Origin of the sequence: Rhodococcus sp. MALMAid1271, assembly GCF_049195265.1 — a bacterium.
Taxonomy (GTDB): Bacteria; Actinomycetota; Actinomycetes; order Mycobacteriales; family Mycobacteriaceae; genus Rhodococcoides.
Genome location: NZ_JBMIRQ010000067.1, coordinates 156,359 through 181,641, shown reverse-complemented (window position 1 = coordinate 181,641; position 25,283 = coordinate 156,359). Strand labels below are relative to the sequence as shown.

Below are 25,283 nucleotides of genomic sequence, written 5' to 3'. Positions count from 1 at the left end.
TCAGCCGCGAGCTCGTCGACCGGCTGCGGCCTCGGTGACGATATGAGTGATTCGACCTGCACGAGTGTCGTCTCGCACGGCGCTGACCACCCACCACAGCATCTGCTTGCGGGCGCTCGGCGGAAAGCTGTCCCAGTTGCTCCTTGCGTTCGTGTTTCTGTCCAGCGCAGTCGTCAGCTCGGGTGGTTCCAGGAGGTCCTCGACCTGATCGGCAATCGTCCACCAGCCGTTGGACTTCGCCGCAGCGATGGCGCGGCGGCCTGCGTCGGTCATGAGGCCGCGGCCCTCCATATCGGCGGCGCGTTTCCGGTTGAGCCGGGTCCACGGGCTCTTGGTCCTACGCGGCGTGAACAGCTGCAGGCTGCGGTCCTTGTCGAGATTGCTGCCGGTGGAATCGATCCATCCGAAGCAGATGGCTTCCTCGACAGCTTCGGGGTACGGGCAGCGTGGTAGGTCGGTGGTGCTGCGCCACGAGCACAGCCACACGCCTCGGACGGATGCGTGATTGCGCTCCAGCCAGGTACGCCACTGCGAGCGAGTTTCGGCATGAACGATCGGATAGTCGAATTTCCATGAAGCCGGGTGGTCGGATGCCGACGACGTAGATTTCTCAGCAGTCACGTGCGCGCTCCATCTACTCGTCGTGGTGTTGCACACCGGGCTTTGGATGCGTTCAGTGTGCCCACAATCGAGGACATTTTCTGTCCGCAATGAGGTCGAGGTATTTCATCGATCGGCGCGAATTCCGGCTCGGCTATCGACACCGTGGTGGGGCGGGCGGGGCTCGAACCCGCGACCAATGGATTATGAGTCCACGGCTCTAACCGACTGAGCTACCGCCCCATACTCGTACCAGGTACGAGCCTGCAGAATCGTACAGAATCCGGCCCTCTCAGTGGTGCATCGGGTGCACTACTTGGCCCGGACCTGCACCGGGACCCCGTTGAGGATCGCGTTGGCCGAGACACCGTCGACGCGGCCAGGGTCGGTGATGTCGTTGACACTCGGTCCTTGCACCGTCGTCGCGACCGACAACTGGACACCGGGGCGCTGATGGCCGAAGCCGTGCGGCATGCTCACCACGCCAGGCATCATCTTCTCCGATGCGGCCACCTCGATATCGATCGTTCCGGCAGCGGAGGTGACCGACACCATCGCCCCGTCCTCGATACCGCGGTGCGCGAGATCGTCCGGGTGGGCCAGAAGCTGATGTCGCGCTTTTCCTTTGGTGAGCCGGGTGGTGTTGTGCATCCACGAGTTGTTGCTCCGCAGGTGTCGCCGACCGATCAGAAGCAGCTCGTCACCGCTCGGGACGACGCTCGAGAGCATCAAATCCGTCAGCGCGGGAAGTTCGGCAACCACGACGTCCTGAATCAGCTGGACGCGCTTGTCCCTGGTCTTCAGCTTCTGTGGAAAGCCGGGACGAAGTGGGCCGAGATCGATACCGTGCGGGTTGGCTCGAAGTTTTCTCAGAGACAGCCCTTTTCGCCGACTACGGAGCAGGAGGTCCAGGGTGCGGGCGGGGGACAGGCGTAGGCGGGCTTCGCCGACCAAGCTCTTCGGACTCAGGCGAGACTTCAACCGACCGATCGTCGAACCGGCCAGTTCGTTCTTGTAGCGCAGCGACAGATCTCGGAAGATCTCCCAATCATGCTTGGCATCGGCCTTCTTGGGCAGAACCGCCGGCGAGTACTTTGCCGTGTTGTGTACTGCGAAAGAGCTGAAGATCAAGTCGTAGTGATCTCGTTCGAGCGACATCGTGGGCGGCAGAATCACGTGCGCGTGGCGTGATGTCTCGTTGATGTAGAAATCGAACGACACCATGAAATCCAGCCCCGCGAACGCGTCGTTCAGCGTGGTTCCGCCGGGCATCGACAACACCGGATTACCCGACAGCACGGCCATGGCACGAATCTGGTCTTTGCCCTCGGTGGTGATCTCGTCGACGAGCGTCGAACAGGGGTACTCGCCCGAGAACTCGGGTAGGTCGCGAACGCGGCTGCGCCACTTGTCGAAATGACCGCGGCCGACGATGCCCTGCGAGATCAGATCGATCGCCGGATCTGTCACCATCGCACCACCCGGGCGGTCGAGATTTCCCGTCACGATGTTCAGCACCTGAATCGCCCACTGGCACACGGTGCCGAACTGTTGGGTCGAGACCCCCATGCGCCCGTACGCCACGGCTGATTTCGCTGCAGCGAAATCGCGTGCCAGGGTGGAGATCTCGTCCGCCGGGATACCGACGACGGGGGCCACGGCTTCCGGGGTGAACTCCGCGACGAGGTCGGCGAGTCGATCTGCTCCATCGATGTAGTCGGCTACCCGGGAGATGCCGTCGGCGACGATCGTGTGAATCATCGCGAGGAGCAACAGTGCATCGCTACCGGGGCGGATGAAGAAATGGGTATCGGCGATATCGGCGGTCTCCGTCTTGCGAGGATCGACCACGACGAGCCTTCCGCCCCGTTTGCGCAGTGCCCGTGCACGTTTGGCGAAATCGGGCACGGTCATCATGCTGCCGTTCGACGCCATCGGGTTGCCGCCGAGGACGAGGAAGAAGTCGGTTCGGTCTATGTCCGGGATCGGCAACAGCAGTTGGTGGCCGTACAACAGATGATCGACGAGCTGATGCGGCAACTGATCCAGCGAGGTGGCCGAGTAGCGATTGCGTGTCCGGAGCAACGACGTGAACGGAATCCCGTGAGTCATCGCGCCCATCGAGTGGACATTCGGATTGCCCTGATAGAGACCGACCGCGTTGCGCCCGTACTTCTTGCGCGTCGAGACGAGGCCGTCGACGACGAGGTCGTACGCCTCGTCCCAGCTGATTTTCTGCCACGTGTCACCGACCCGCTTGACCGGCGTGGTGAGCCGATCGGAATCGGCGTGCAGATCGATCAACGAGAGAGCCTTGGGGCAGATGTGACCACGCGAGAGCGGGTCGTTCTCGTCCCCGCGGATCGACACCACAGCGTCGTTCTCCACCGTGAACTCGAGTCCACAAATTGCCTCGCACAGATTGCACGATCCGAACACGACCGACATCGCATGTCTCCCATCCCTGTGGACCGAGAGTAGCCCGGCAGGGGACCGGGCCACGCTGTTCGGCCGACAATTAGGCTCTCAGGCGTGTCTACCCTCGATCTCACCGCCTCGTGGCCCGTCGACCATGTCAGCGCCGCTGTCGTCACAGACTCCGGCGTTCGTGAGGAAGTGGGTGAGGCCGAGCGCGTGTACGAGCTTGCGTCGGTCACCAAGTTGCTCAGTGCATACGCGGTGCTCGTCGCCGTCGAGGAAGGCGCGGTGGAGCTCGATCAGCCCGCGGGGCCGGAAGGGTCGACAGTGCGTCATCTGCTGGCACACGCGTCGGGATTGGCATTCGGCGAACGGACGGTGCAGGCACCGGCCGGTACCAAGCGGATCTATTCCAGCGCCGGGTTCGAGGTGTTGGCCGAGCTGATCGAAACCGAGTCGCACATCGCGTTTCCCGATTACTTGGACGAGGCCGTGTTCCGTCCACTGCAGATGACGAATACCTCGCTGTCGGGATCGGCAGGCCACGGTGCGAGCTCGACCGTGGCAGATCTGACCAGGTTCGCCGCCGAATTGCTCGCACCGACGCTCCTCGCGACGCAGACACTCTCGTCCGCGACCGACGTGCACTTCCCCGGTCTGAACGGAATCGTGCCCGGATACGGATCGCACAAGCCGTGCGACTGGGGGCTGGGGTTCGAGCTGCGCGGAGAGAAAAACCCGCACTGGACCGGGGGCACCAACTCGTCGGCCACGTTCGGCCACTTCGGGCAGGCCGGAACGTTTCTGTGGGTGGATCCCGCCGTGCGGACGGCATGCGTTGTGTTGACGGATCGGGCGTTCGGAGACTGGGCGAAACCGTTGTGGCCCGAACTCTCCGACGCAGTGCTCGCGCGATGAATCTCATTCGTCAACAGATTGCACTGGCGCAACAGGGGCAACTCGGGGCACACTAGTACACACACGTGTTGATTCACTGCATCCACGCGAAGCATGTCGAGGTCGTTGGGGAAGACGTCCCTCGTCGAAGCTGGAGGTAGTGCAATGCGTGGATCGAATCAGTTCGCAGAAGCGACGTCGGGTGTCGTGTACATCCACTCGTCGCCCGCTGCGTTGTGCCCGCATGTCGAATGGGCGTTGACCGACGCTCTCGACTGCCGGGCGAATTTGAAGTGGTCCGTGCAGCCCGCCTCCGATGGGCAACTGCGCGCCACCACCGACTGGGTGGGTCCGGTGGGTACCGGAGCCACCCTGGCCGGCATTCTTCGCTCCTGGCAGATGCTGCGTTTCGAGGTGACCGAAGACCCCAGCGAAGGCGTCGACGGCGAACGGTTCTCGCACGTGCCAGGCTTGGGCCTGTGGCGGGGAACGACGAGCGCGAACGGCGATGTCGTCCTCGGCGAGATGCGCCTGCGCGCCCTCATGGAGAACAACCAGGGCAATTTCACTGCGGCTGTGGAGCACGCACTCGGATCGGACTGGGATGCTGCCCTCGAGCCGTATCGAACCGGTGGGGCCGGAGCAGAAGTGACGTGGTTGAGCCGCAACGTCGGCTAGAAGCAGGAGTTGCCGGGGGGAGTGCATCCCGGTAGTTTCGCGGGCGTGCCTGGTTCGGCATGTGGGAACGACCGTGGAGTGGGTGGGTTCGATGTTGTCGACCGGAAAAGTGATTCGATTCGACGAGTTCAAGGGGTACGGATTCGTAGCGCCGGACGAGGGCGGCGAGGACGTGTTCATTCACGTCAACGATCTGGATTTCGACAAACGACTACTAGCACCGGGCGTTCGCGTCGAGTACGTGGCCGTCGAAGGCGACCGGGGCCTCAAGGCCACCCAGGTACAGATCATCGACGGGCCGGCATCGACCGCGCTGGTCACCCGACACAAGCCGGATGTGCCGTACCACAACACCGTTCCGATCTCTGAGCATCAGCAGCTGGAAGACGTCCTCTGCGACGTGCTGTCCGAGGCCGAATTCACCGCCGAGCTGACCGATACTCTGCTATCTGCCAACGGCACGTTGACGGCGACGCAGATTCTCGACATTCGATCGGCGATGCTGCGGTTGGCTCACGACCACAAATGGATCGAGAGCTGACCGACCCGGCTGACGCCCACCCCGGCCCCGGCTCGACCCACGGGGTCCAGTGCACCTCGAAGCGGCACTGATTCCAACTGGGAGTCAGAGCGGGATGTTCTTGTGATTGCCGCGCGCCACCGGGGCCGCTGCGAGAGCCTTGGCGACGGTGCTGCGAGTCTTGCTCGGCTCGATCACCTCGTCGACGACACCGATCGCCACCGCACGGTCCACGCCGCCTGCGATGCTCTCGTGTTCGACGGTGAGGCGATCATGCAGCGCCTCACGCTCTTCCTCGGGCGCGGCGGCGAGAGCCTTCTTGTGCAAGATGCCGACGGCTGCCTTCGCGCCCATGACAGCGACCTCGGAGCCGGGCCAGGCGTACACAGCGGTGGCACCGAGAGCGCGCGCATTCATCGCGATGTAGGCACCGCCGTAGATCTTGCGGGTGACGAGGGTGACGCGGGGGACGGTCGCTTCGGCGAAGGCATGCAGTAGTTTCGCTCCGCGCCGGACGACGCCTTCCCATTCCATGCTGACGCCGGGGAGGTAGCCGGGTACGTCGACGACCACGATGAGCGGGATTCCGAACGCGTCACACAGCCGCACGAAACGTGCTGCCTTTTCGGCGCTTTCGGAGTTGAGGCAGCCGCCGAGTCGGATGGGATTGTTGGCGATCACGCCGACGGTGCGGCCGCTGATGCGTCCGAGACCGACGACGATGCTGCGCGCCCAGCCACCCTGGAACTCCTCGAACGTCGATTCTCCTTCGACGTTGTCGAGTAGTTCGTGAACGATCGGGTGGACGTCGTATGCGCGGCGGTTGGATTCGGGCATCAACGCCCGCAGGTCGGTATCGCCGTGCTCGGCAGCGGCGATGTCGAACTCGCCCTGCTCACAGAACATCGACACCAGACGGCGGGCGCGGGTGAAGGCGTCCATCTCGCTGTCGGCGACGATATGGCAGACACCGGATTTCTTGTGGTGAGTGTCGGGGCCGCCGAGCGAGGCCATGTCGACCTGCTCACCGGTGACACTGCGGACGACGTCGGGGCCGGTGACGAACACGCGACCCTCGGGAGCCATGATGACGACGTCGGTCAGCGCAGGACCGTAGGCGGCGCCGCCGGCGGCAAAGCCGAGGACGACGGAAATTTGGGGGACGAGGCCGGAGGCTCTGACCATGGCCTCGAAGACGAGTCCGACGGCATGGAGAGCTTCGACGCCCTCGGCGAGGCGAGCACCGCCGGAATGCCAGACGCCGACGATCGGGGCGCGCTGTTCGATAGCGGTATCGATGGCGGCGACGATGTGCTTGCATCCGTCGACACCCATGGCACCACCCATGACGGTGGCATCGGAACAATAAGCGATGGTGTGGACGCCGTCGATCTCTCCCGACGCTGCGAGGATGCCGGACTTGTCCCGATCGTGCAGCGGCACAGTGGTTCCGGTGTCGAAGAGATTCTCGAGGCGGGCGAGAGGATCGCGGGGATCGGTGGAGGTACCGGATCGAGTGACGGGGGCCAGAATTGTCATCGCTTGTCCTTCTTCAGGGCCCCAGTGGGGCGAGGCCCGGGCCGGGGCGTTCCGTGGGAACGACCCCAGCCCGGATCATGCACTGCGAGAGCGTGATTCGCCGAGTCGAACAGTCGACTCAGCGAATCACGCCTTACCGAAGGCGAGCGCTACGTTGTGCCCACCGAATCCGAACGAGTTGTTGATCGCGTAATCGATCTGTCCGACGCGGGGCTCGCCCTTGACGACGTCGAGATCGATCTCGGGATCCTGATTCTCCAAATTCAGCGTGGGAGGGATGATTCCCTCGCGCACTGACAGCACCGTCAGGACCGACTCGAGGGCACCGACAGCACCGATCGAGTGGCCGAGAGCGGATTTCGGTGCGTACACCGCTGCGTGATTTCCGACGGCCTGGTTGATTGCCAGCGCCTCGGCGGTGTCCCCGATGGGAGTTGCCGTTGCGTGGGCGTTCACGTGGGTGATGTCGGACTTCTGCAGGCCAGCGGTCTCGATCGCGCGCTTCATGGCGCGTGCGGCACCCTTGCCCTCCGGATCGGGAGCCACGAGGTGGAATCCGTCCGAGGTGATTCCTGCACCGAGCAGGCGGGCGTGAATCGTTGCGCCGCGTGCCTTGGCGTGCTCTTCGGTCTCGATGACCATGAGCGCACCCGCTTCACCGAACACGAAGCCGTCACGATCCTTGTCGAACGGACGTGAGGCTCCCTTCGGATCGTCGTTGTTGGTGCTCATCGCCCGCATCATGGAGAAGCTGGCGATCGGAACCGCGTCGATGTAGCCCTCGACGCCGCCGGTGACGACCATGTCCGCGTCGCCCATCACGATCATCCGCCATGCATGCGCAATGGCTTCCGATCCCGAGGAGCATGCGGAGACGGGGGTGATGACGCCTGCCTGTGCTTTGAGCTCGAGTCCGACGACCGCGGCGGGACCGTTCGGCATGACCATCTGAACGGCGAGCGGGGATACCTTGCGGTAGCCGCCGTCCTTCATCTTGTCGTTGGCGTCGATCAGTGCGTCGCCGCCGCCGAGACCGGTACCGATCGACACACCGAGGCGAAGCGGATCGACGTCGGGTGTTCCGGCGTTCTTCCATACTTCGCGACCGAGCACGGTGGCCAGCTGCTCCACGTAACTCAGGCGACGAAGTTCGACCCGGGAGAGCAGGCTCTGCGGCTTCACCGCGAGGTGCCCACCGATCCGTACGGGCAAGCCGTACTCGGTGACGAAATCGTCTTCCAGAGCGTGGATACCGCTGTCGCCGTTCAGCAGACCCTTCCACGTTGCATCGACGTCACCCGCGAGTGACGTGGTCGCAGCGAGGCTGGTGACGACGACACTGGGGAAGCGTCCGTTAGCGGTGGATGGGTTGGTCATGGGCCCTGTCACTCGCTCGCGGAGTCGTCGAGCTTGGCCTTGATAGCTTCTGCGGCTTCGGGGTTCTCCGCTTCGAGCTTCTGGATGTAGTTCACGGCGTCGCCGACGGTGCGCAGACCTGCGAGGTCCTCGTCGGGGATCTTGACGCCGTACTTGTCCTCGGTCTGCACTGCGATCTCGACCATGGAGAGCGAGTCGATGTCGAGGTCGTCCACGAAGGACTTCTCGATGGTCACCTCGGACGGTTCGATGCCCGTGACCTCTTCGATGATCTCTGCAAGTCCGGCGATGAGGTCTTCCTGGCTGGCCACTGTTGTGGGTCCCTTCTCTTGAAGTGTAGAACGCCGAAGTCATGTGCTTCGAGACGCGGTTGTGCATTTTTCTGCCACTCGGGGAGTGGAAGTCGATCCGCAGTGCCGAGACTGCGGGGTGTGCTACCGAGCTATCCGAGCTCGGCCAGTGCGGAAATGTCCGCCGGTGTCTTCAGGCCGAGGTTGGCGACGCCGCGCAGTTCACGTTTGGCGATGCCGACCAATGCGCCTGCCGGGGGCAGTTCCACAAGTCCGGTGACCTGCGCGGTGCGCAGGTAGGCGTTGCACAGATCCCATCGCACGGGGCGTGTGACCTGAGCAGCAAGTTTGTCGAGTGCGTCGGCACCGGACGCGACCGGCTGACCGTCCGAGTTGGACAGCAGGGTGCGGGTCGGCGCGGATGCCGTGATTGCGGCGGCCGCAGCGGCAACGGTATCGCCCGCCGAGGCCATGTACTCGGTGTGGAATGCGCCGGCCACCGGGAGGGCGCGAACGCGAGCCTTCTCGGGCGCGCTCTCGGCCAGTTCGGCCAGCTTGGTCAGCAGCCCGGCTGCGACGATCTGCCCGGCTGCATTGACATTGGCCGGGGTGAGATCGAGCTCTTCGAGCCGGGCGAGCACAGCGGCCTCGTCTCCGCCGAGCACCGCAGACATGCCCGTGGGCTGCAGTGCGCAGGCCTTGGCCATGGCAGCGCCTCGTACCGCAGCGAGAGAGACTGCCTCGTCAGAGGAGATGACGCCGGCGATGGCTGCGGCGGCGAGCTCGCCCACGGAGTGGCCGGCGACGACGGCGTCCTCGGGGAACAGGCCGCGCGCGGCGATCTCCTCGAAGGCGAGCAGGGCCGAGGCCACAACCAGCGGCTGAGTCACAGCAGTATCGGTGATTTCTTCTGCGGTGGCGGTGGTGCCGAGGCGAACGAGGTCCAGGCCGGAAGCCTTCGACCACAGCGCCAGCCGATCCGCCGCGCCTGGCAGTTCGAGCCATGGCAGCAGCATGCCGGGAGTCTGGGAGCCCTGACCGGGCGCAAGCAACGCAATCACAGAGTTAAGGGAACACCGTCGGCCCTCTGATCGGTGATGTCGCGCTCGATGAACTCTCGACAACCAATTTGTGGGAACCCTACAAATTGCCTCGTGAGCACCGGCCATCGCCGGACGGGGGTCGGGCGTTACGTGACCACTTCGCCGAATGTGACTTGTGTGACATATGGGGCAGAATGGGACGGTTCGTGATGAGTTCGAGCCAGCCTTCCTACCGTTGCCGCGACCCGGAGCACGTACGCATCGCGAGGATTCGTGGGATCACGACCGGTGACTTCTGCGATTCGCTTGAGGCGATAGCGCACCGTATTTGGATGAACAAACAGCTGCCGTGCGCAGGTTTCCACGGCCCCGCCACAGTCCAGATATGCGTCGAGTGTGTCGGCCAGGCCGGACCCGGCCGAAGCCAACGGAACGACCACATGATCGTTGAGTGCCGAGATCGCCGCGGCATCGTTCAGCAGGGCGCGCTCGGGCAGTAACTCGCCTGCGTGCACCGGACGTGGTGCTCCCCGCCAACCAGCCACGGCCTGCATTCCGGCAAACGCCTCCACCGCACTGGAGTGCGCGGCACCGAGGGTGCGCGTGGTCGGACCGATCACGACCGGTCCGTCGGAGAAGTTCTGCAACATGTCCTCGACGAACGAGTTGTGCGCGGCCGAGTCGGTGATCGGCCCGCTGACCACCATCACCAGTCGTGTTCCCTGCACCACGGCCAGCGCGGCGCGGCCGTGCTTCTGTGCCACCGAATGCACGGTGCCGACGACCGAGACTCCTCGATCGTCGGGGGGAGTGCCCACCAGCACCGTTGCCGGCGCAGTGGCATCCCAGTTCAACGTCGCGGCGCGCGAGAGCATGTCCGAGCCGGTGTCACCGCGCACGACGGCGTCCACCACGAGGGCCTCGAGGCGCGTGTCCCACGCGCCGCGCGACTCGGCGGCGCTGGCGTAGACCGAAGCGGCCGCGAAACCGAGCTCGCGTCCGTATCGCAACACGGCCTCGGTCAGGGCCACCAGCTGCTGATCGTTACGTGCCAGCGCCGGGAGCCACTGCTCGAAGAACTCCATCGCCACCCGGACCATGTCCACGGTCTGGCGCAGAGTCAGCCGTCGAGCGAGGTCCTGAGGGATCACCTGAAAAGCGTCGAGAGAGAAACGAATATCGCTGTTGGGGTTCTTCAACCACTCGAGGAAATTGTCGACGGCCGTCTGAATCAACAACTGGACGCTGGCGCGCTGGGCTGCGTCGAGGTCACCGAAGAACGGCAGCTGACGCTGCATCGTGGTCACGGCCTCGGTCGACAGACGCCCCGAGAACTGTTTGACCCGTCTCAGCAGGGCATCCGGTAGGGGATCGCGCTTCTGGCGAGAGGGTGCAAGCGAGGCGACCGGAAGATGGACTTCGTTGTCCGAGGTCAGGGGGTCGCGGGTCGAGGAATCGCGGGTCAACGACTCTCGCAACGCTTCACGGTAGGCGTCGCGGCGGGATACATCACGCGCAGACGCGCTGCCCGGGGAGTCGGGTTTCGCATCGGACATAAGGAGAACCTACGCCCGACCCCCGCCTGCACCGCGACGGACGTGCATCGCGATGTGGGACGGGGGTCGGCCGAACAGGGTGTGAGCCTACGCCGAACCGGTATCGGCGAAGGACGTCGGAGCTGCGGTGACGTCGTCGATCTTGTACTTTTCCGCGGCCTCGACGGCCTTGGCCTTGTCGATCTCACCGGATGCGGCGAGAGCGGACAAGGTGGCGACGACGATCGACTCGGCGTCGACGTTGAACACGCGACGCGCGGCCGGACGGGTGTCGGAGAACCCGAAACCGTCGGTGCCGAGAGTGACGTAGTCGCCCGGAACCCACTGGCGGATCTGGTCCGGGACGGCACGCATCCAATCCGAGGATGCGATGACCGGGCCGTTGGCATCGGCCAGGGCCGAGGTCACGAAGGGCACGCGCTTGTCGGCACCGGGATTGCGCAGAGCTTCACGCTCGGCGTCGACGCCGTCTCGGCGTAGTTCGCCCCAGGACGTCACCGACCACACGGCCGAACGCACGCCCCACTCCTCGAACAGCAGTTCCCTGGCTTTACGTGCCGAGACCATCCCGACGCCCGAGGCCAGCAGCTGCGCCTCGGGTCCGTCGCCATCCTGTGGTGCTTCGAATCGGTAGATGCCCTTGAGCAGACCCTCGACGTCGAGGTTCTCCGGCTCGGCCGGCTGTACGTACGGCTCGTTGTACAGGGTGATGTAATAGAAGATGTTCTCGCCGCCGAAGCCTTCGACACCTTCGGTGCCGCCGTACATCCGTCGCAGACCGTCCTTGACGATGTGTGCAATTTCGTACGAGAACGCCGGGTCGTAGGACACGGCCGCCGGGTTGGTCGACGCCAACAGCAGCGAATGACCGTCGGCGTGCTGCAGACCTTCACCGGTGAGGGTGGTGCGACCGGCCGTGGCACCGAGGACGAACCCGCGTGCCATCTGATCGGCGGCAGCCCACAGACCGTCGCCGGTGCGCTGGAAACCGAACATCGAGTAGAAGATGTACAGCGGGATCATGACCTCGCCGTGCGTGGAGTACGAGGTTCCGACCGCGGTGAACGAGGAGGTGGACCCGGCCTCGTTGATGCCCTCGTGCAGGATCTGGCCGACGGTGCTCTCCTTGTAGGCGAGCATCAGCTCCGAGTCCACCGAGGTGTAGAGCTGGCCGTTGCGGTTGTAGATCTTCAGCGACGGGAACCACGAGTCCATACCGAACGTGCGGGCCTCGTCGGGGATGATCGGCACGATGCGGTGACCGATCTCCTTGTCTCGCAGCAGCTCCTTCATCACTCGCACGAGCGCCATCGTGGTGGCGACTTCTTGCTTGCCCGAACCCTTACGGAGGGTCTTGTACGTGTCGTCGCCCGGCTGCGGAAGCGGCTTGACGTCGACCCGGCGCTCGGGAACGAATCCACCGAGCTTGCTGCGGCGATCGAGCATGTACTGGATCTCGGGAGCATCCGCACCGGGGTGGTAGTACGGCGGCATGTACGGATCCTTCTCGAGCTCCTCGTCCGAGATCGGAATGTGCTGCAGGTCGCGGAACGTCTTGAGATCGTCGAGCGTGAGCTTCTTCATCTGGTGCGTGGCGTTGCGGCCCTCGAAGTGCTTGCCGAGGGTGTAGCCCTTGATGGTGTGCGCCAGGATGACCGTCGGCTGGCCCTTGTGCGCCATCGCGGCCGCATAGGCAGCGTGCACCTTGCGGTAGTCGTGGCCGCCTCGCTTGAGGTTCCAGATCTCGGCGTCGGACAGATCCTTGACGAGTTCCTTGGTGCGCGGATCGCGCCCGAAGAAGTGATCTCGAACGTAGCTACCGTCGTTGGCCTTGTACGTCTGGAAATCGCCGTCGGGGGTGGTGTTCATGAGGTTGACCAGGGCGCCGTCGCGATCCTTGTGCAGCAGGGCATCCCACTCGCGGCCCCAGACCACCTTGATGACGTTCCAGCCGGCACCACGGAAGAAGGACTCCAGTTCCTGGATGATCTTGCCGTTGCCGCGCACCGGGCCATCGAGGCGCTGCAGGTTGCAGTTGACGACGAAGGTGAGATTGTCCAGGCCCTCGGTGGCCGCCACATGTGCGAGTCCACGCGATTCCGGCTCGTCCATCTCGCCGTCGCCGAGGTAGGCCCACACGTGCTGATCGGTGGTGTCCTTGATGCCGCGGTCGTTGAGGTAATGGTTGAAGCGAGCCTGGTAGATGGCGTTCATCGGGCCGAGACCCATCGACACCGTCGGGAACTCCCAGAAGTCCTGCATCAGCCGCGGGTGCGGGTACGACGGCAGTCCGCCGCCTTCGGTCTCGTGGCTCGCTTCCTGGCGGAAACCGTCCATGCGCTCGGCTGGAATGCGGCCTTCGAGGAAGGCGCGGGCGTAGATGCCGGGGGAGGCGTGACCCTGGATGAAGATGTGGTCACCGCCGCCCGGGTGGTCCTTGCCGCGGAAGAAGTGGTTGAAGCCCACCTCGTAGAGCGCGGCGGAGGACGCATAGGTGGAGATGTGACCGCCGACGCCGACTCCGGGACGCTGCGCGCGGTGCACCATGATGGCCGCGTTCCAACGAATCCAGGCGCGGTAGCGACGCTCCATCGACTCGTCGCCGGGGAACCAGGGCTCGTTCTCGGTGGGGATGGTGTTGACGTAGTCCGTCGATGTCAGCGACGGCAGCGCGACGCGGCGCTCACCAGCGCGCTCGAGCAACCTCAGCATCAGGTAGCGAGCGCGGTTCGGTCCGGACCTCTCCAGCAAGCCGTCGAACGACTCGATCCATTCGTTGGTTTCGTCGTTGTCGATATCGGGCAGATACGACGCGACACCCTCACGGATGACGCGGACCCGACCGTCCGAACTTGCCGTTTTGCCTGCAGACGATGTGTTCTGCCGTTCGCCGCTGTTCTCTTCGGACAACGTGTGCACTCCTCAATGTGGCGGACGCTCGGTGTGGCGCCCGGTCCCGGTAGTCCGCCCCTGTGACGGCGGTCTACTCTCCTCGTTCTCGTGATTCCTCCCTAATCCTGCTACATCTCGCCGGTTCTGGTAGTACAGAGGTCCAATACCCACCGGTAGAAATTTATGTACGCAATTTCGGCGCGGTCAGCTTGCGCGAACGGCTTCGACCCTGTTCGCTTTGACTACTGCACCCACAATTCAAGGAGGTCACCACCGTGGTCGCCGCGGCGGACGCTCAGAACTACGCTCAGAAACTTGGCATCACTCGCGACATGGTCGTTCAAGAGCTGGGCTGGGACGAGGACACCGACGATGATCTGCGCGCCGACGTAGAAGATGTGATCGGTGGCGAGACCCTCGACGAGGATTCCGACGAGGTGATCGACGTTGTGCTGCTGTGGTGGCGCGATGGAGACGGTGACCTGGTCGACGCGCTCATGGATGCGATCGGTCCGCTCTCGGACGATGGCATCGTGTGGGTCCTCAGCCCCAAAACCGGGTTGCCCGGTCATGTGGAACCCAGCGAGATTGCCGAATCGGCTCCGACCGCGGGGTTGACGCAGACCTCTGCGGCAAACCTCGGTGACTGGATCGGAAGTCGATTGGTTCAGCCCAAGACCCCTGCCACGAAGCGGTAGGCCATGCTCGACACAGGAAGACGGTTCTAGATGCCGATCGAGGTTGGCGCACAAGCGCCCGACTTCACCCTCAAAGACCAGAACAACCAACTGGTCACGCTGTCGTCGTACCGGGGCGTGAAAAACGTTCTGCTCGTGTTCTATCCACTGGCCTTCACCGGCACGTGCCAGGGCGAGCTGTGCAAAGTACGCGACGAACTACCGACCTTCGAGAACGACGACACTGCGGTGTTGGCAATTTCGGTGGGCCCTCCTCCCACCCACAAGATCTGGGCTGCAGAACAGGGTTACACCTTTCCGTTGCTGTCGGACTTCTGGCCGCACGGTGAGGTAGCGCAGGCGTACGGCGTGTTCAACGACACTGCCGGCTTCGCCAATCGTGGGACCTTCGTGGTCGACAAATCCGGAATCATCAGATTCGCCGAAATGAACGGTCCCGGGGAAGCCCGGGACAGCTCATCGTGGGCCGAGGCGCTCGCACAGGTGAGCTGACCTGCGGAATTGTAGTTAGACACCAGACACGATAAATTTCTCCAAGCGTTCCGGTGGCCCGGGGTTCTCCCCAGGCCACCGGTACTCGGGCGTATAGCTCAGCGGTAGAGCTCTGGTTTTACACACCAGCGGTCGGGGGTTCGAACCCCTCTGCGCCCACCGTCTTCACCCGCGTCGAAAGACGACGTTCTGGTCGCTACATCTCGCGGCCGAGCAGCAACAGCAGCAGTACTCTGCGAAGGTCCGCGTGAATCTCGGGCAGGCGGTCTATGCGGCCTGCGCGTACCTCGCGCGCAACCAGTTCGGTAGCGACCGCCGCAGCGGCTGTAGCGTCTATCTCGGCCGGAGCCCCGTCGATGCCTGCTCGAGCGCGCAGCAAGGTCCCGATTCCGCGCAGCGTCTGCGCGAACGATGCGGCCCGTGAGTCGCGTGAAGCGTATGCGCGATCGCCCACGGTGAGGATCTCCACGAAGAAGGCGCGCGAGCCGCCGGGCCGCTCCATCCACCACCGAAGATAACGATGAAGTCCGGCATCGAAAGCGGCGAACATGTCCTCGGCTCCGGACATCTCGCGGGCGGCGTCGCTCAGCTCTTCTCGTAGTGCGTCGCCGTGCTGCTCGCACAGGGCGATGAAACACTCGGCTTTGTCGGAGAACAGGGCATAGAACGCGCGATCGGTCACTCGCGCTCTGCGGGCCACTTTGGGGACGCTTGCTTTCGAGTAGCCGACCTCGTCGACCAGGTCTTCCATCGCTTGTAGCAACCGGGCGCGCTGCGAGGCCCTGACTTCCTCGGCCCCGAGTTTGTGTCGTCCACGAGGGAGTGGAGTGGCATCGGTGTTCGTGTCCGGCATCAGTACCTCCTCACCGGTGTGTGTCGTGTGCTCCTCATCCAATCATCCGGCCCTGCTTCCCTTTGGACATGCATGCGTGTTTAATGTGGCGCATGACGAAACGCCATATCCTCCGTCTCGCGACGCGGATCGGTCTTGCAACGCTGGTGGTAGTGATCGCTGCCGGAACGGCGAGTGCGGTCGGACCCGCTCCGGGACCGGTTCAAGCAGCTGCCCTGGGGGCGCGAGCGTTCATCTACGGCAACCCGCTGTTGGAATTGCTGCGCGTGCGTGACACGGCCACCAGTGTTCCGTGTCCGGATGACCGCGGCCTCGCTCCGGTGAACGCGATCTCCTCGCGCCCAGCCTTCATCACGCCGGACGAGAAGCTCGTGGTCGCCCCGAACGTCGACACGCTGTATTCCATGGCGCATCTGGATCTGAGCGAGGGTCCGGTGGTGCTGTCGCATCCGGACATGGGAGACCGATATTTCAACTTTCAGCTCATGGACTCGTACACGAACGTGGTCGGATACGTGGGCTCTCGCACCACTGGCTCGGATGCCGGAAAATTCGCGATCACCTGGTCCGGGGCACCTGGCCCTGAAGTCCCCGGTGCCACCACGATCACCGTGTCGGACAGCAGGATCTGGTTGCTCGGACGCACACTCGCCGGCGACGAAGCCGACCGAGCCGATGCATTCGCGTTGATGAGCCAGTACTCGGTCACACCACCCGCGGGTCCGCAGACATTCACCGACTGCGCGCCCTTCGTCCCCGTGGAGCCGCCGAAGCCGGAGGGAACCGCGCTGCTCGACGCCATCAGCGCGGCCATGGAACAGAATCCGCCTCCGATTCGCGACGCGGCCGAGCTTGCCGAACTCGCGCGCATCGGCGTCGGACCCGGACTGCGCGTTGCCGATGCGGGCCTGAGTCCGGTCGCATTCCGCGCACTCGATCGAGCCGTACGTGCTGCCGAGTCCTCCTTGCCGGCTGTAGTGAGCGGCTCGCAGTATGCGGGTGCACTCCGCAACCAAGGGTGGTCGTCACCGCCGGACACCATCGGTGACTACGGAACCGATTACACCACCAGGGCGGGCGTGGCCGAGATCGGACTCGGAGCCAACACCCCAGAGGAAGCTGCATACGTCACCGCGTTGCTGGACCGAAATGGCCTGCCGCTCAACGGGGCAAACAGCTATCGACTGCATTTCCCGCCCGGTGAGCAACCGCCCGCCGACGCGTTCTTCTCCATCACGGTCTACGACGGGGACGGATTTCTGCCGCCCGTCCCCGGGGATCGCCACAGCATCAGCGACAGCAGGCCCGGCCTGGTCTATCAGCCGGACGGCTCACTGGACTTGATCTTGTCGCGGGACGATCCAGGAGTGCCCGGTGCGAACTGGCTTCCGCTGCCCGACGGCCCTTTTCGCGTATACCTCCGGATGTACGTTCCAGAGTCGCCTGTGCTCGACGGCAGTTGGTCTCCGCCTGGAATCGAACGGTGGAACCGCTAGCTTCCGGCAAGAGTTCGCCTGGGCCGTCGACGCTGTACGCAGCGGGTAGTCGATCCACCGGTGTTAGATTCGCGTGCGAAAAGAGTTCCTGACGACTCGAGGTGGATCTGGTGACCGAGTTCGACTCCCTGATGACTGTGCTCGACGAGCGATACTCCTGTCGGCAGTTCCTGCCGAAGCAAGTCTCGAGGGAAGTAATCGAGCACTTGTTGGCGGCCGCTCAACGCACTCCGTCCTGGTCCAACACCCAGTCGTGGCAGATCATCGTGACCGAAGGCGATGCCACCAGGAGGTTCTCCGAGGCATTGGTGAAGCACGTGGCATCCAGCGTCCCGCAACCGGACTTTCCGTTCCCGGCCAACTACAACGCCCTGCACCGCGCACGACGGCGGGAATGCGGCGGTGCACTCTACGAGAGCATCGGAGTGGTCAAGTCCGACACCGAGGCGACGACCCGTCAGTTCATTCGCAATTACGAGCTGTTCGACGCCCCGCACGCAGCCATCATCACCACCGACGCCGATCTCGGTGTGTACGGGGCGGTCGACTGCGGGTTGTATCTGCAGACCTTCCTGCTGGCCGCCCACAGCCTCGGCCTCGGAGCGATCGCGCAGGCTGCACTCGCTGCCTACTCGTCATTCGTGCACGAGTGGTTCGACATTCCGGACGATCGGCGCGTGGTGGCGGGAATCTCGTTCGGCTACCCGGACGAGACACACCCCATCAACGGTTTTCGCACCAGCCGAGCGCCTTTGGGCGAGACGGTGAGATTTGTCAGCTGAGCAAATCCGGCGTCAGTTGCCCAGTCTCAGAATCAGTTCTCTGCCCACGTCCGTTCCCGAACGCCATGCGCTCTCCACCCTGGGCACACCGGAGTCACACCACTGATCGCCCGCGAGACCGACAAGGCGTCCGTCCTGTTGTTCGAGCGCGAAGTTGGAATCGTGTTGCGCTGCAGGCTTGGCGAACGTCCATCGATGGGCGTGCGTCCAGGTGGGCTGCGTCGTGACCACCGACAACTCGCGTAGGGCATCGAGAACCGGGCCGATCGCGCCATCGGGTTCGTCGATGTGCTGCTGCGCTCGCTCCGACGTGGTGTGCACCACCAGAACCGGAGCGCCGTCTGCGCGGCGTGCACCGTCGTCGGCGACGAAATCGATATCGGGATGATCGTTGACGAATGCCGCGTCCCTGAAGGGGATGTCGAGCCCGTCGAACCCGCACGCCACCGCGATGACAGCGTCGTAGTCGACCGCGTCGGGGACCGAGGTCAGTCGCGCCGCCTGCGGATCGGGCATTGCCACCACCACATGGCCGTCCGGCAAGTCGGTGAGTTCGGTCGAATCCTGGATCTCGAAGCCTTCCACCATGTTTCGTACCAGCGATCGAAGCCCCGCCGGGGTGGCCCAGCGGACCGGGCCGGTGGTGGTGCACGGGACCGTCTCCGGCTTGAGGATGCCGAATGTGTTGGCCCACTGGCGTGCCAGACCTTTCGACTCCCAATCGGCCACGACCGTCGTGAACTCCTGATCTCGAACAGTGAAGTAACCCGCACCGAGATCGACGCGACGCCCGTGCAACTCCGGTGAGCTCATCCGACCACCGGGAGCGCGACCTCGATCGACGATGCGGAACGGCACACCGGCGTGGCGGAGAACCTGGGCACACGCTGCGCCCGCCATACCGGCACCGACGATGGTGACCGAATCGCTGAGGGATCCCGAATCGGAGGTCATCGGTCCAGTATGCCGGGCCGAGTCAGTCGGAGGGGGGATCGGTGCGGTGAAGGTAGGTGGCACCCCTCGGTGAGATTCGGTACCCGGTGTCGAGGCTGATCGTCAGCCCCAGATTCTTCAGCCGACGTACCCGGGCCTTGAACGTCTTGGTGTCGAGGCCGCTGCGCTCGGCGAGGTCTGCAGCGCGACGCCCCGGCTCGGCGGCGATTGCCATCAACGTGTTTCTGGTCCATGGGCTGCCGGATCGTGAATCCATCCGCGTCAGCGTTGCGCTGAGGGTGTGGAGGGCGTCGTCGTCGAGGGCATCGTCGGCAGCGAGGGCGTCGCGCGGATCTGCGCCGACGTAGGACACCTCGATGACGAAGGTGGGATTGGAGGCGGGGCCGAAGAACGACTTCTCGAGCTGCGCACGAGTGCCCTCACCGGCCGCCCTCGCGTCTGCGTCGGTGACCTCGGCTGGATCTATCTCGCAGACCGAGTCGATACGAATCATTCCCGACGGCGAACGGAGTACGGAACCGGCTGTTGCCTTCGGACTCGACCATCGTCGATACACGCGTCGAACGGAGCCGTCCGCGATGGCTCTGGCAACGGCGACGGTGAAGATCATGAGCCTGCGTCCACGGATCAGACGATATCAACTCCGCGGCCTTGTGCACGGAAAGTTCTGTACCACAGGTCGTCTGGACAATTCGGTCAAGACCCGCGGGGACTTCGGACATGTGGTCGACTATTGGTATGTCAATTACGGACAAGCCGGAAACCGGTGAACAAGGACTCGGCACCAGCCTCAAACCACGCCACGTGACGATGATATCGATAGCAGGCGTCATCGGGGCTGGACTGTTCGTGGGCTCTGCCAACGCCATCGCCACCGCAGGACCGGCCGTGCTGCTGTCTTACCTGTTTGCGGGCATCCTGGTCATCCTGGTGATGCGCATGTTGGGGGAGATGGCGACCGCCAACCCCGATACGGGGTCGTTCTCGACCTACGCAACGCGGGCACTGGGCCACTGGGCCGGGTTCTCGGTGGGATGGCTCTACTGGTGGTTCTGGGTGCTGGTCATCCCGGTCGAAGCCACTGCAGCGGCAGCCATTCTCACCAACTGGCTCGGTGGGGCGCAATGGATGTGGGCGCTGATCATCGTCGTCGCGCTCACCGCGACCAACCTGATCAGCGTCGGTAACTACGGAGAATTCGAATTCTGGTTCGCGCTGGTGAAAGTGGTGGCCATCGTCGCCTTCATCGGGCTCGGCATCGCCGCGATCCTAGGATGGCTACCCCATTCCGAAGTCAGTGGTGTGGACCAACTCTGGGCCTCAGGCGGATTCATGCCCCTCGGATTCGGCGCCGTGATCGCGGCCATGCTGACGACGATGTTCTCGTTCATGGGTTCGGAGATCGTCACCATCGCCGCGGCCGAATCCAAGGACCCGGCAAAAGGAATCACCCGCGCAACGAATTCGGTGATCTGGCGAATCTCGATCTTCTACTTCGGATCGATCTTCATCATCGTCGCACTGGTGCCGTGGAACGAACTCGATCCTGCGACCGGTTCGTATCAGTACGTGTTGTCCAAGATGGGAATTCCGCACGCCGACACGATCATGGACATCGTCATCCTGACCGCCGTCGCGTCGTGCTTGAATTCTGCACTCTACACAGCGTCGCGCATGCTGTATTCCCTCGGCGATCGAGGCGACGCGCCGCGCGCAGTCAAGAAAATCACCTCCAACGGAGTGCCGTGGATCGCGGTGATCGCATCGATGGTGCTCGGCTTCCTCGCCGTCGTCGGCAACTACATCCTGCCCGAGAAGCTGTTCACCTACCTGCTGGCGACCACCGGAGCGGTCGCCCTGTTCGTCTACCTCGCCATCGCCAGTAGCCAGTTGGTGCTGCGCCGTCACCTCGATCGCGACGGTGAACGCCCCGCGGTCCTGATGTGGCTGTACCCGTGGCTGACGTATCTGGCGATCGGGTTCATCGTATTCGTCCTGGTGATGATGGTGATACGTCCGGAACAGCGATCCGCTATCGCACTGTCGGCTGTGCTTGCGGCGATCACCGTGATCGGCGGAATACTGGTGCAACGCCGAAATGCGCGGAAAGACAGTGAAGTTCCCGCGCATTTCGGTGAGTTCGACTAGCGACCCGCATACACCTGCCGGTACAGATCGACGATCTGCTCGGCAGTGGGGACGACCGGATTGTTGCCCGGGCTGCCCGACGCCAGGGCTTGCCCGGCCATCAGCGGCAGCAGCTCGTCCCACTTTGCCTTGTCGATACCGAAGGTCTCGGGCGTCGGAACCTCCACCTCACGGCACAGTGTGACGATCGCATCCTGCAATTTGCCGCAGGCAACCTGATCGGAATCGCTTTCCGAGGCCGCGCCCAGTGCGCGAGCGCAATCGGCATAGCGACCTTCCGCTCCCACGATCGAGAACGCCGTAACGGCAGGCAGGAGCATCGCATTCGACAAGCCGTGCGCCACATGGAAGTGCGCGCCGATCGGACGGCTCATCCCGTGCACCAAACAGACGCTGGCATTGGAGAACGCCATGCCGGCTTGCGTGGAGGCGTGCATCATCGCCTCCCTCGCCTGCCGGTCGTCACCGTCCCGGTAAGCACGAAGCAGTGACGTACCGATCGTACGAATCGCGCTGAGCGCCAAACCGTCGGAAATGGGGTTGGCTTTTTTGCTGACGTACGCCTCGATGGCGTGTGTGAGTGCATCGACGCCGGTATCGGCCGTCAAGCGCGCCGGCATCGACATGGTCAACTCGAAGTCGATGATGGATGCGATCGGCAGAAAGGACAGGCCGGGGCACAACATCTTCTCGTCCGAGGCTACATCGGTGATGATGGTGAACTGAGTTGCCTCCGAACCACTTCCGGCTGTGGTGGGAATGGCGATGATCGGTAGGGCCGGGCCGGTCGAGACGACGGGAGCCTTGAAATCCCGCATCGTGCCGCCCTGCACCGCGAGGATCGCCAGCGCCTTCGCCGTGTCCATCGGACTGCCTCCGCCGAACCCGATGATCGAATCGGCCGAATGCTGCCGCACCGCATCGAGACCGGCGACGAGGGAATCCGTCGTCGGATCCGGGACGGTGCCGGAGAACAAAGCGGGTGTCTTTCCGGCCTCGGTCATGACGGTCATCAGGCGATCGGCGGACCCGTTTCCGGCCAAGAAAGCGTCGGTGACCAGCAACGGCCGTGAGACATTCAAGTCGGTCAGAACAGTCCCCAGCTCCGCGACTGCGCCTCCGCCGAGTTTGAGGAACCGAGGAAACGAAATATTGGCAACCATGGTGTGCTCCAGCTCTTTTTCGGGGTCAGCTGTTTTCGGGGAAGCCGAGGTTGATGCCGCCGTGGCTGGGGTCGAGCCAGCGGCTGGTGACGGCTTTACCTCGGGTGAAGAAATGGACGCCCTCGGTGCCGTGGGCGTGACTGTCTCCGAAGAGGGAGTTCTTCCAACCGCCGAAGCTGTAGTACGCCATGGGAACCGGGATGGGCACGTTGATGCCGACCATGCCGACCTCCACCTCGTTCTGGAAGCGTCGTGCCGCACCGCCGTCGTTGGTGAAGATGGCGGTGCCGTTGCCGTAAGGATTGTCGTTGATCAGCGCGAGTGCGTCGTCGTAGGTGTCGACGCGGACGACCGAGAGAACAGGTCCGAAGATTTCGTCGGTGTAGACGCTCATCTCGGGGGTGACGTGGTCGATGAGAGTGGGACCCAGCCAGAAGCCGTTCTCCCCGCCGTCGGCCTGCACCGCGCGCCCGTCGACGACCAGGCTGGCACCGGCGGCTTCGCCCGCGTCGACATAGGAGGCGACCTTGTCTCGGTGCGCCTTCGTCACCAGCGGGCCCATGTCCGCATTACGGGTTCCGTCGCCGGTGACCAGCGGCCTGGTGCGTTCGGCGATCTTGGCGACGAGTTCGTCGGCGATGGGACCGACAGCGACGAGGGCGGAGATGGCCATGCATCGTTCGCCCGCAGAGCCGAAGCCGGCGTTGACCATGGCATCGGCAGCCAGGTCGAGATCTGCATCGGGGAGTACGACGGCATGGTTCTTGGCTCCGCCGAGAGCTTGGACACGCTTTCCGTGAGCGGTACCCGTGGCGTACACGTATTGCGCGATGGGGGTCGAACCGACGAAGGAAACCGATTTGATCTTCTTGTTCTCGAGCAACTCGTCCACGGCCAGTTTGTCACCCTGCAGAACGTTGAACACGCCGTCGGGCAGGCCCGCTTCCTTCCACAGCTCGGCCAACCAGATGCTGGCGCTCGGATCCTTCTCGGAGGGTTTGAGGACGACGGTGTTGCCTGTTGCGATGGCAACGGGGAAGAACCACATCGGGACCATGGCGGGAAAGTTGAAGGGCGAGATGATCGCCACCGGCCCGAGCGGCTGACGGATCGAATAGACGTCCACGCCGGTCGAGGCGTTTTCAGTGTATCCGCCTTTGAGGAGATGGGCTATGCCGCAGGCGAATTCGACGACCTCCTGTCCGCGGGAGATCTCGCCGAGGGAATCGGAGAGCACTTTGCCGTGCTCGGCGGTGATGATGTCCGCGAGCTCGTTCTTTCGTGCGTTCAGCAGTTCTCGAAATGCGAACAGGACAGAGGTTCTCTTGGCAAGTGAGGTATCGCGCCAGGCCGGGAACGCGGCAGCGGCCGCGTCGATGACCGCGCGGGCGTCGTCGGTGTCGGCAAGTGCGAGGCTCCCGGTGATCTCACCGGTCGCGGGGTTGGTGACGGGGGAGGTCCGGTCGGACTTGCCGGAGTAGTGCTTTCCATCCATCCAGTGCGCGATGACGTCGGTCAACGTTCGATCCTTTCCATCGGTGTGTCTCGAGTCTCACTGTTAACGATGCACGAGTCAAAGGCCAAATACGCAGAACGCCGTGCATAAATGCACAGGAGGATAGGCTGGGTGAGTGTTCAACCCAGACCACCTTCGCTACTTTCTCGAAGTGTCCAGGACAGGACGGTTGACCGATGCTTCGCGCACACTCGGCGTGGACCACACCACCGTCGGCCGACGCATCACCGCGCTCGAAAAGTCGGCCGGGCAGCGACTTTTCGACAGGACCCCCGCAGGATGGCGATTGACCGAGGCAGGTCGACGGCTGGTCGGTTATGCCGAGACCGTGGAGTCGACGCTCATCGCTGCCTTCGAGGACCAGACCTCCGACACCGGTTCGCTACGCGGCACCGTCCGCATCGCAGCCCCGGATGGATTCGGGGCCTTCGTGCTGACACCCGAACTGGGAGTGCTCCGGGACAGGCATCCGGATCTCGATATCGAGTTGGTCACCGCCACCGAGCACAATTCTCTGGCCACCCGAGAGTTCGATATTGCGATCACGCTGGAACGGCCGTCGCCGAGATTCGTGGTGACTCGCAGGTTGGCGACCTATTCGCTCCAACTCTTCGCCACCGAGGCCTACCTGGCCGCAAGACCGCCCATTCGCACCGTCGAAGACCTGCGCGAACACACCCTCATCTCCTACGTCGACGCGCTACTCGACGTTGCACCACTTCGTATCCTGGACTCGATCCTGCCCGAGGGGCGCGCCCGAATACAGACCAACAACATCACCGGTCAGTGGATCGCCGCGAGGTCCGGTGTGGGAATCGCCCCCTTACCCAGCTATATCGGCGAGCCCGACGCAGCGCTGACAGCGGTGTTGCCCGGCGTCGTCTCGGTCGAGCGCACGTACTGGACGGTGGTGCCGCGAGAGTTGACCGGCTTGGCCAGGGTGAAGGCCGTCGACGAATTCCTTCGATCCGTCGTGATCGAGGAACAGCATTTGTTTTCTGCGCAGCAGTAAGGGCAGGGCGAGCTCACATAGCGAGAGTGCCAGTGGCCGTTGAATTTTGGACCTCCGAATGAGACGCGGGTCTCGTGATGACGGACACACGTGACGGCCGCCTCAAATCCGTAGGAATCTGCCTACCGACCGGTAACAATCGTGTACCGGCAGTCCGCAACGCGGATCCACACCAGATTCTGGGGGAATCATGACAATGTTCGTAATGGCAGCCGTCGGCTTCGTTGGAATGGCAATCGCACTGCTCGACGACGGAAGCGACATCGACTTCCGCAACCGTCAACTCGCAGGTGCGTATCGCCGACGCTGGGCCTGACACACCGAGTTTCTGCACCGGATGCGCAGTTGGCAAGATTCGA

General features: G+C 63.7%; 23 protein-coding genes and 2 tRNA genes. 11 read left to right on the top strand and 14 right to left on the bottom strand.

The genetic code is table 11. The features are described from left to right. From ACOQFP_RS09560 to ACOQFP_RS09550, 3 genes are all read right to left on the bottom strand, one after another. A complete protein-coding gene (locus tag ACOQFP_RS09560) occupies positions 1 to 621 on the bottom strand; it encodes a YdeI/OmpD-associated family protein (RefSeq protein ID WP_421584119.1) in 621 nt (206 codons plus the stop codon). A 145-nt stretch (positions 622 to 766) separates the two neighbouring features. Then, positions 767 to 843, bottom strand: a tRNA-Ile gene (locus tag ACOQFP_RS09555). Positions 844 to 912: 69 nt separating this feature from the next. Next, the gene (locus ACOQFP_RS09550) at positions 913 to 3,048 is read right to left on the bottom strand and encodes a molybdopterin-dependent oxidoreductase (protein ID WP_421584118.1); all 2,136 of its coding nucleotides are present in this window, start codon (positions 3,046 to 3,048) and stop codon (positions 913 to 915) included. 84 nt (positions 3,049 to 3,132) lie between these two features. Here ACOQFP_RS09550 and ACOQFP_RS09545 point away from each other — a divergent pair, with 84 nt between their 5' ends. From ACOQFP_RS09545 to ACOQFP_RS09535, 3 genes are all read left to right on the top strand, one after another. Then, positions 3,133 to 3,936, top strand: a complete 804-nt coding sequence (locus ACOQFP_RS09545; protein ID WP_206489268.1) for a serine hydrolase domain-containing protein — start codon at positions 3,133 to 3,135, stop codon at positions 3,934 to 3,936. 144 nt (positions 3,937 to 4,080) lie between these two features. Next, the gene (locus tag ACOQFP_RS09540) at positions 4,081 to 4,593 is read left to right on the top strand and encodes a DUF3145 domain-containing protein (RefSeq protein WP_206489267.1); all 513 of its coding nucleotides are present in this window, start codon (positions 4,081 to 4,083) and stop codon (positions 4,591 to 4,593) included. A gap of 91 nt (positions 4,594 to 4,684) precedes the next feature. Continuing rightward, complete coding sequence (locus tag ACOQFP_RS09535) at positions 4,685 to 5,134, top strand: cold-shock protein (RefSeq protein WP_206489266.1); 450 nt, start codon at positions 4,685 to 4,687, stop codon at positions 5,132 to 5,134. A gap of 84 nt (positions 5,135 to 5,218) precedes the next feature. On the opposite strand, the gene ACOQFP_RS09530 is transcribed toward ACOQFP_RS09535, so the two are convergent. The 6 genes from ACOQFP_RS09530 to aceE form a co-directional block, all read right to left on the bottom strand. Further along, positions 5,219 to 6,652: an acyl-CoA carboxylase subunit beta gene (locus tag ACOQFP_RS09530; protein ID WP_206489265.1), complete on the bottom strand. Its 1,434-nt coding sequence runs from the start codon at positions 6,650 to 6,652 to the stop codon at positions 5,219 to 5,221. Between the two features lie 126 nt (positions 6,653 to 6,778). Further along, positions 6,779 to 8,029: a KasA/KasB family beta-ketoacyl-ACP synthase gene (locus tag ACOQFP_RS09525; protein ID WP_206489264.1), complete on the bottom strand. Its 1,251-nt coding sequence runs from the start codon at positions 8,027 to 8,029 to the stop codon at positions 6,779 to 6,781. Positions 8,030 to 8,037: 8 nt separating this feature from the next. Next, entirely contained in the window at positions 8,038 to 8,340 is a 303-nt protein-coding gene (gene acpM, locus ACOQFP_RS09520) for a meromycolate extension acyl carrier protein AcpM (RefSeq protein WP_027497448.1), read from the bottom strand. A 131-nt stretch (positions 8,341 to 8,471) separates the two neighbouring features. Beyond that, on the bottom strand, positions 8,472 to 9,380 hold the full coding sequence (locus ACOQFP_RS09515; protein WP_206489263.1) for an ACP S-malonyltransferase: 909 nt from the start codon (positions 9,378 to 9,380) through the stop codon (positions 8,472 to 8,474). A 128-nt stretch (positions 9,381 to 9,508) separates the two neighbouring features. Then, positions 9,509 to 10,918 carry a PucR family transcriptional regulator gene (locus tag ACOQFP_RS09510; RefSeq protein WP_421584117.1) on the bottom strand — a complete coding sequence of 470 codons (1,410 nt, stop codon included), beginning with the start codon at positions 10,916 to 10,918 and terminating at the stop codon, positions 9,509 to 9,511. An 87-nt stretch (positions 10,919 to 11,005) separates the two neighbouring features. Next, positions 11,006 to 13,828 (bottom strand): pyruvate dehydrogenase (acetyl-transferring), homodimeric type, encoded by a 2,823-nt coding sequence (gene aceE, locus ACOQFP_RS09505; RefSeq protein WP_421584116.1) that lies wholly within the window; start codon positions 13,826 to 13,828, stop codon positions 11,006 to 11,008. 257 nt (positions 13,829 to 14,085) lie between these two features. Here aceE and ACOQFP_RS09500 point away from each other — a divergent pair, with 257 nt between their 5' ends. From ACOQFP_RS09500 to ACOQFP_RS09490, 3 genes are all read left to right on the top strand, one after another. Then, complete coding sequence (locus ACOQFP_RS09500) at positions 14,086 to 14,508, top strand: DUF3052 domain-containing protein (RefSeq protein WP_206489261.1); 423 nt, start codon at positions 14,086 to 14,088, stop codon at positions 14,506 to 14,508. A gap of 30 nt (positions 14,509 to 14,538) precedes the next feature. Beyond that, positions 14,539 to 15,000 carry a peroxiredoxin gene (locus ACOQFP_RS09495; protein ID WP_206489260.1) on the top strand — a complete coding sequence of 154 codons (462 nt, stop codon included), beginning with the start codon at positions 14,539 to 14,541 and terminating at the stop codon, positions 14,998 to 15,000. A gap of 87 nt (positions 15,001 to 15,087) precedes the next feature. Further along, positions 15,088 to 15,159: transfer RNA gene (locus ACOQFP_RS09490), tRNA-Val, on the top strand. Between the two features lie 37 nt (positions 15,160 to 15,196). Here the strand turns inward: ACOQFP_RS09490 and ACOQFP_RS09485 are convergent. After that, the gene (locus ACOQFP_RS09485) at positions 15,197 to 15,853 is read right to left on the bottom strand and encodes a TetR/AcrR family transcriptional regulator (protein WP_421584115.1); all 657 of its coding nucleotides are present in this window, start codon (positions 15,851 to 15,853) and stop codon (positions 15,197 to 15,199) included. A 92-nt stretch (positions 15,854 to 15,945) separates the two neighbouring features. On the opposite strand from ACOQFP_RS09485, the gene ACOQFP_RS09480 reads away from it, so the two are divergent. Together ACOQFP_RS09480 and ACOQFP_RS09475 are read left to right on the top strand one after the other, a co-directional pair. Continuing rightward, positions 15,946 to 17,349 (top strand): DUF1254 domain-containing protein, encoded by a 1,404-nt coding sequence (locus ACOQFP_RS09480; protein ID WP_341244233.1) that lies wholly within the window; start codon positions 15,946 to 15,948, stop codon positions 17,347 to 17,349. 131 nt (positions 17,350 to 17,480) lie between these two features. Then, a complete protein-coding gene (locus ACOQFP_RS09475) occupies positions 17,481 to 18,131 on the top strand; it encodes a nitroreductase (protein ID WP_421584243.1) in 651 nt (216 codons plus the stop codon). Positions 18,132 to 18,143: 12 nt separating this feature from the next. Here the strand turns inward: ACOQFP_RS09475 and ACOQFP_RS09470 are convergent, their stop codons facing one another. Both ACOQFP_RS09470 and ACOQFP_RS09465 read right to left on the bottom strand, forming a co-directional pair. Further along, positions 18,144 to 19,085, bottom strand: a complete 942-nt coding sequence (locus ACOQFP_RS09470; protein WP_421584114.1) for an NAD(P)/FAD-dependent oxidoreductase — start codon at positions 19,083 to 19,085, stop codon at positions 18,144 to 18,146. Positions 19,086 to 19,107: 22 nt separating this feature from the next. Further along, a complete protein-coding gene (locus tag ACOQFP_RS09465; protein ID WP_421584113.1) occupies positions 19,108 to 19,695 on the bottom strand; it encodes a winged helix-turn-helix domain-containing protein in 588 nt (195 codons plus the stop codon). A gap of 128 nt (positions 19,696 to 19,823) precedes the next feature. Here ACOQFP_RS09465 and ACOQFP_RS09460 point away from each other — a divergent pair, with 128 nt between their 5' ends. Continuing rightward, entirely contained in the window at positions 19,824 to 21,233 is a 1,410-nt protein-coding gene (locus ACOQFP_RS09460) for an amino acid permease (protein WP_421584112.1), read from the top strand. On the opposite strand, the gene ACOQFP_RS09455 is transcribed toward ACOQFP_RS09460, so the two are convergent. Continuing rightward, entirely contained in the window at positions 21,230 to 22,396 is a 1,167-nt protein-coding gene (locus tag ACOQFP_RS09455) for an iron-containing alcohol dehydrogenase (RefSeq protein ID WP_421584111.1), read from the bottom strand. The two genes, ACOQFP_RS09460 and ACOQFP_RS09455, sit on opposite strands and share 4 nt — an antisense overlap. Positions 22,397 to 22,421: 25 nt before the next feature. Next, entirely contained in the window at positions 22,422 to 23,891 is a 1,470-nt protein-coding gene (locus ACOQFP_RS09450) for a CoA-acylating methylmalonate-semialdehyde dehydrogenase (protein WP_206489623.1), read from the bottom strand. A 136-nt stretch (positions 23,892 to 24,027) separates the two neighbouring features. On the opposite strand from ACOQFP_RS09450, the gene ACOQFP_RS09445 reads away from it, so the two are divergent. Then, complete coding sequence (locus ACOQFP_RS09445) at positions 24,028 to 24,924, top strand: LysR family transcriptional regulator (RefSeq protein ID WP_421584110.1); 897 nt, start codon at positions 24,028 to 24,030, stop codon at positions 24,922 to 24,924. Between the two features lie 190 nt (positions 24,925 to 25,114). Further along, positions 25,115 to 25,240, top strand: coding sequence for a hypothetical protein (locus ACOQFP_RS09440; RefSeq protein ID WP_274610869.1), 126 nt, complete (start codon positions 25,115 to 25,117; stop codon positions 25,238 to 25,240). The last annotated feature ends 43 nt before the right edge of the window (positions 25,241 to 25,283 follow it).

Bases quoted from the DNA above. Each gene is read 5' to 3' on its own strand.
- ACOQFP_RS09475 (WP_421584243.1), top strand. From the start codon at position 17,481: ATGACTGTGCTCGACGAGCGATACTCCTGTCGGCAGTTCCTGCCGAAG.
- ACOQFP_RS09455 (WP_421584111.1), bottom strand. From the start codon at position 22,396: ATGGTTGCCAATATTTCGTTTCCTCGGTTCCTCAAACTCGGCGGAGGC.
- ACOQFP_RS09460 (WP_421584112.1), top strand. From the start codon at position 19,824: ATGTCAATTACGGACAAGCCGGAAACCGGTGAACAAGGACTCGGCACC.
- ACOQFP_RS09525 (WP_206489264.1), bottom strand. From the start codon at position 8,029: ATGACCAACCCATCCACCGCTAACGGACGCTTCCCCAGTGTCGTCGTC.
- ACOQFP_RS09510 (WP_421584117.1), bottom strand. From the start codon at position 10,918: ATGTCCGATGCGAAACCCGACTCCCCGGGCAGCGCGTCTGCGCGTGAT.
- ACOQFP_RS09530 (WP_206489265.1), bottom strand. From the start codon at position 6,652: ATGACAATTCTGGCCCCCGTCACTCGATCCGGTACCTCCACCGATCCC.
- ACOQFP_RS09495 (WP_206489260.1), top strand. From the start codon at position 14,539: ATGCCGATCGAGGTTGGCGCACAAGCGCCCGACTTCACCCTCAAAGAC.
- ACOQFP_RS09550 (WP_421584118.1), bottom strand. From the start codon at position 3,048: ATGTCGGTCGTGTTCGGATCGTGCAATCTGTGCGAGGCAATTTGTGGA.
- ACOQFP_RS09465 (WP_421584113.1), bottom strand. From the start codon at position 19,695: ATGATCTTCACCGTCGCCGTTGCCAGAGCCATCGCGGACGGCTCCGTT.
- ACOQFP_RS09450 (WP_206489623.1), bottom strand. From the start codon at position 23,891: ATGGATGGAAAGCACTACTCCGGCAAGTCCGACCGGACCTCCCCCGTC.
- ACOQFP_RS09440 (WP_274610869.1), top strand. From the start codon at position 25,115: ATGACAATGTTCGTAATGGCAGCCGTCGGCTTCGTTGGAATGGCAATC.
- ACOQFP_RS09540 (WP_206489267.1), top strand. From the start codon at position 4,081: ATGCGTGGATCGAATCAGTTCGCAGAAGCGACGTCGGGTGTCGTGTAC.
- ACOQFP_RS09480 (WP_341244233.1), top strand. From the start codon at position 15,946: ATGACGAAACGCCATATCCTCCGTCTCGCGACGCGGATCGGTCTTGCA.
- ACOQFP_RS09485 (WP_421584115.1), bottom strand. From the start codon at position 15,853: ATGCCGGACACGAACACCGATGCCACTCCACTCCCTCGTGGACGACAC.
- ACOQFP_RS09470 (WP_421584114.1), bottom strand. From the start codon at position 19,085: ATGACCTCCGATTCGGGATCCCTCAGCGATTCGGTCACCATCGTCGGT.
- ACOQFP_RS09535 (WP_206489266.1), top strand. From the start codon at position 4,685: ATGTTGTCGACCGGAAAAGTGATTCGATTCGACGAGTTCAAGGGGTAC.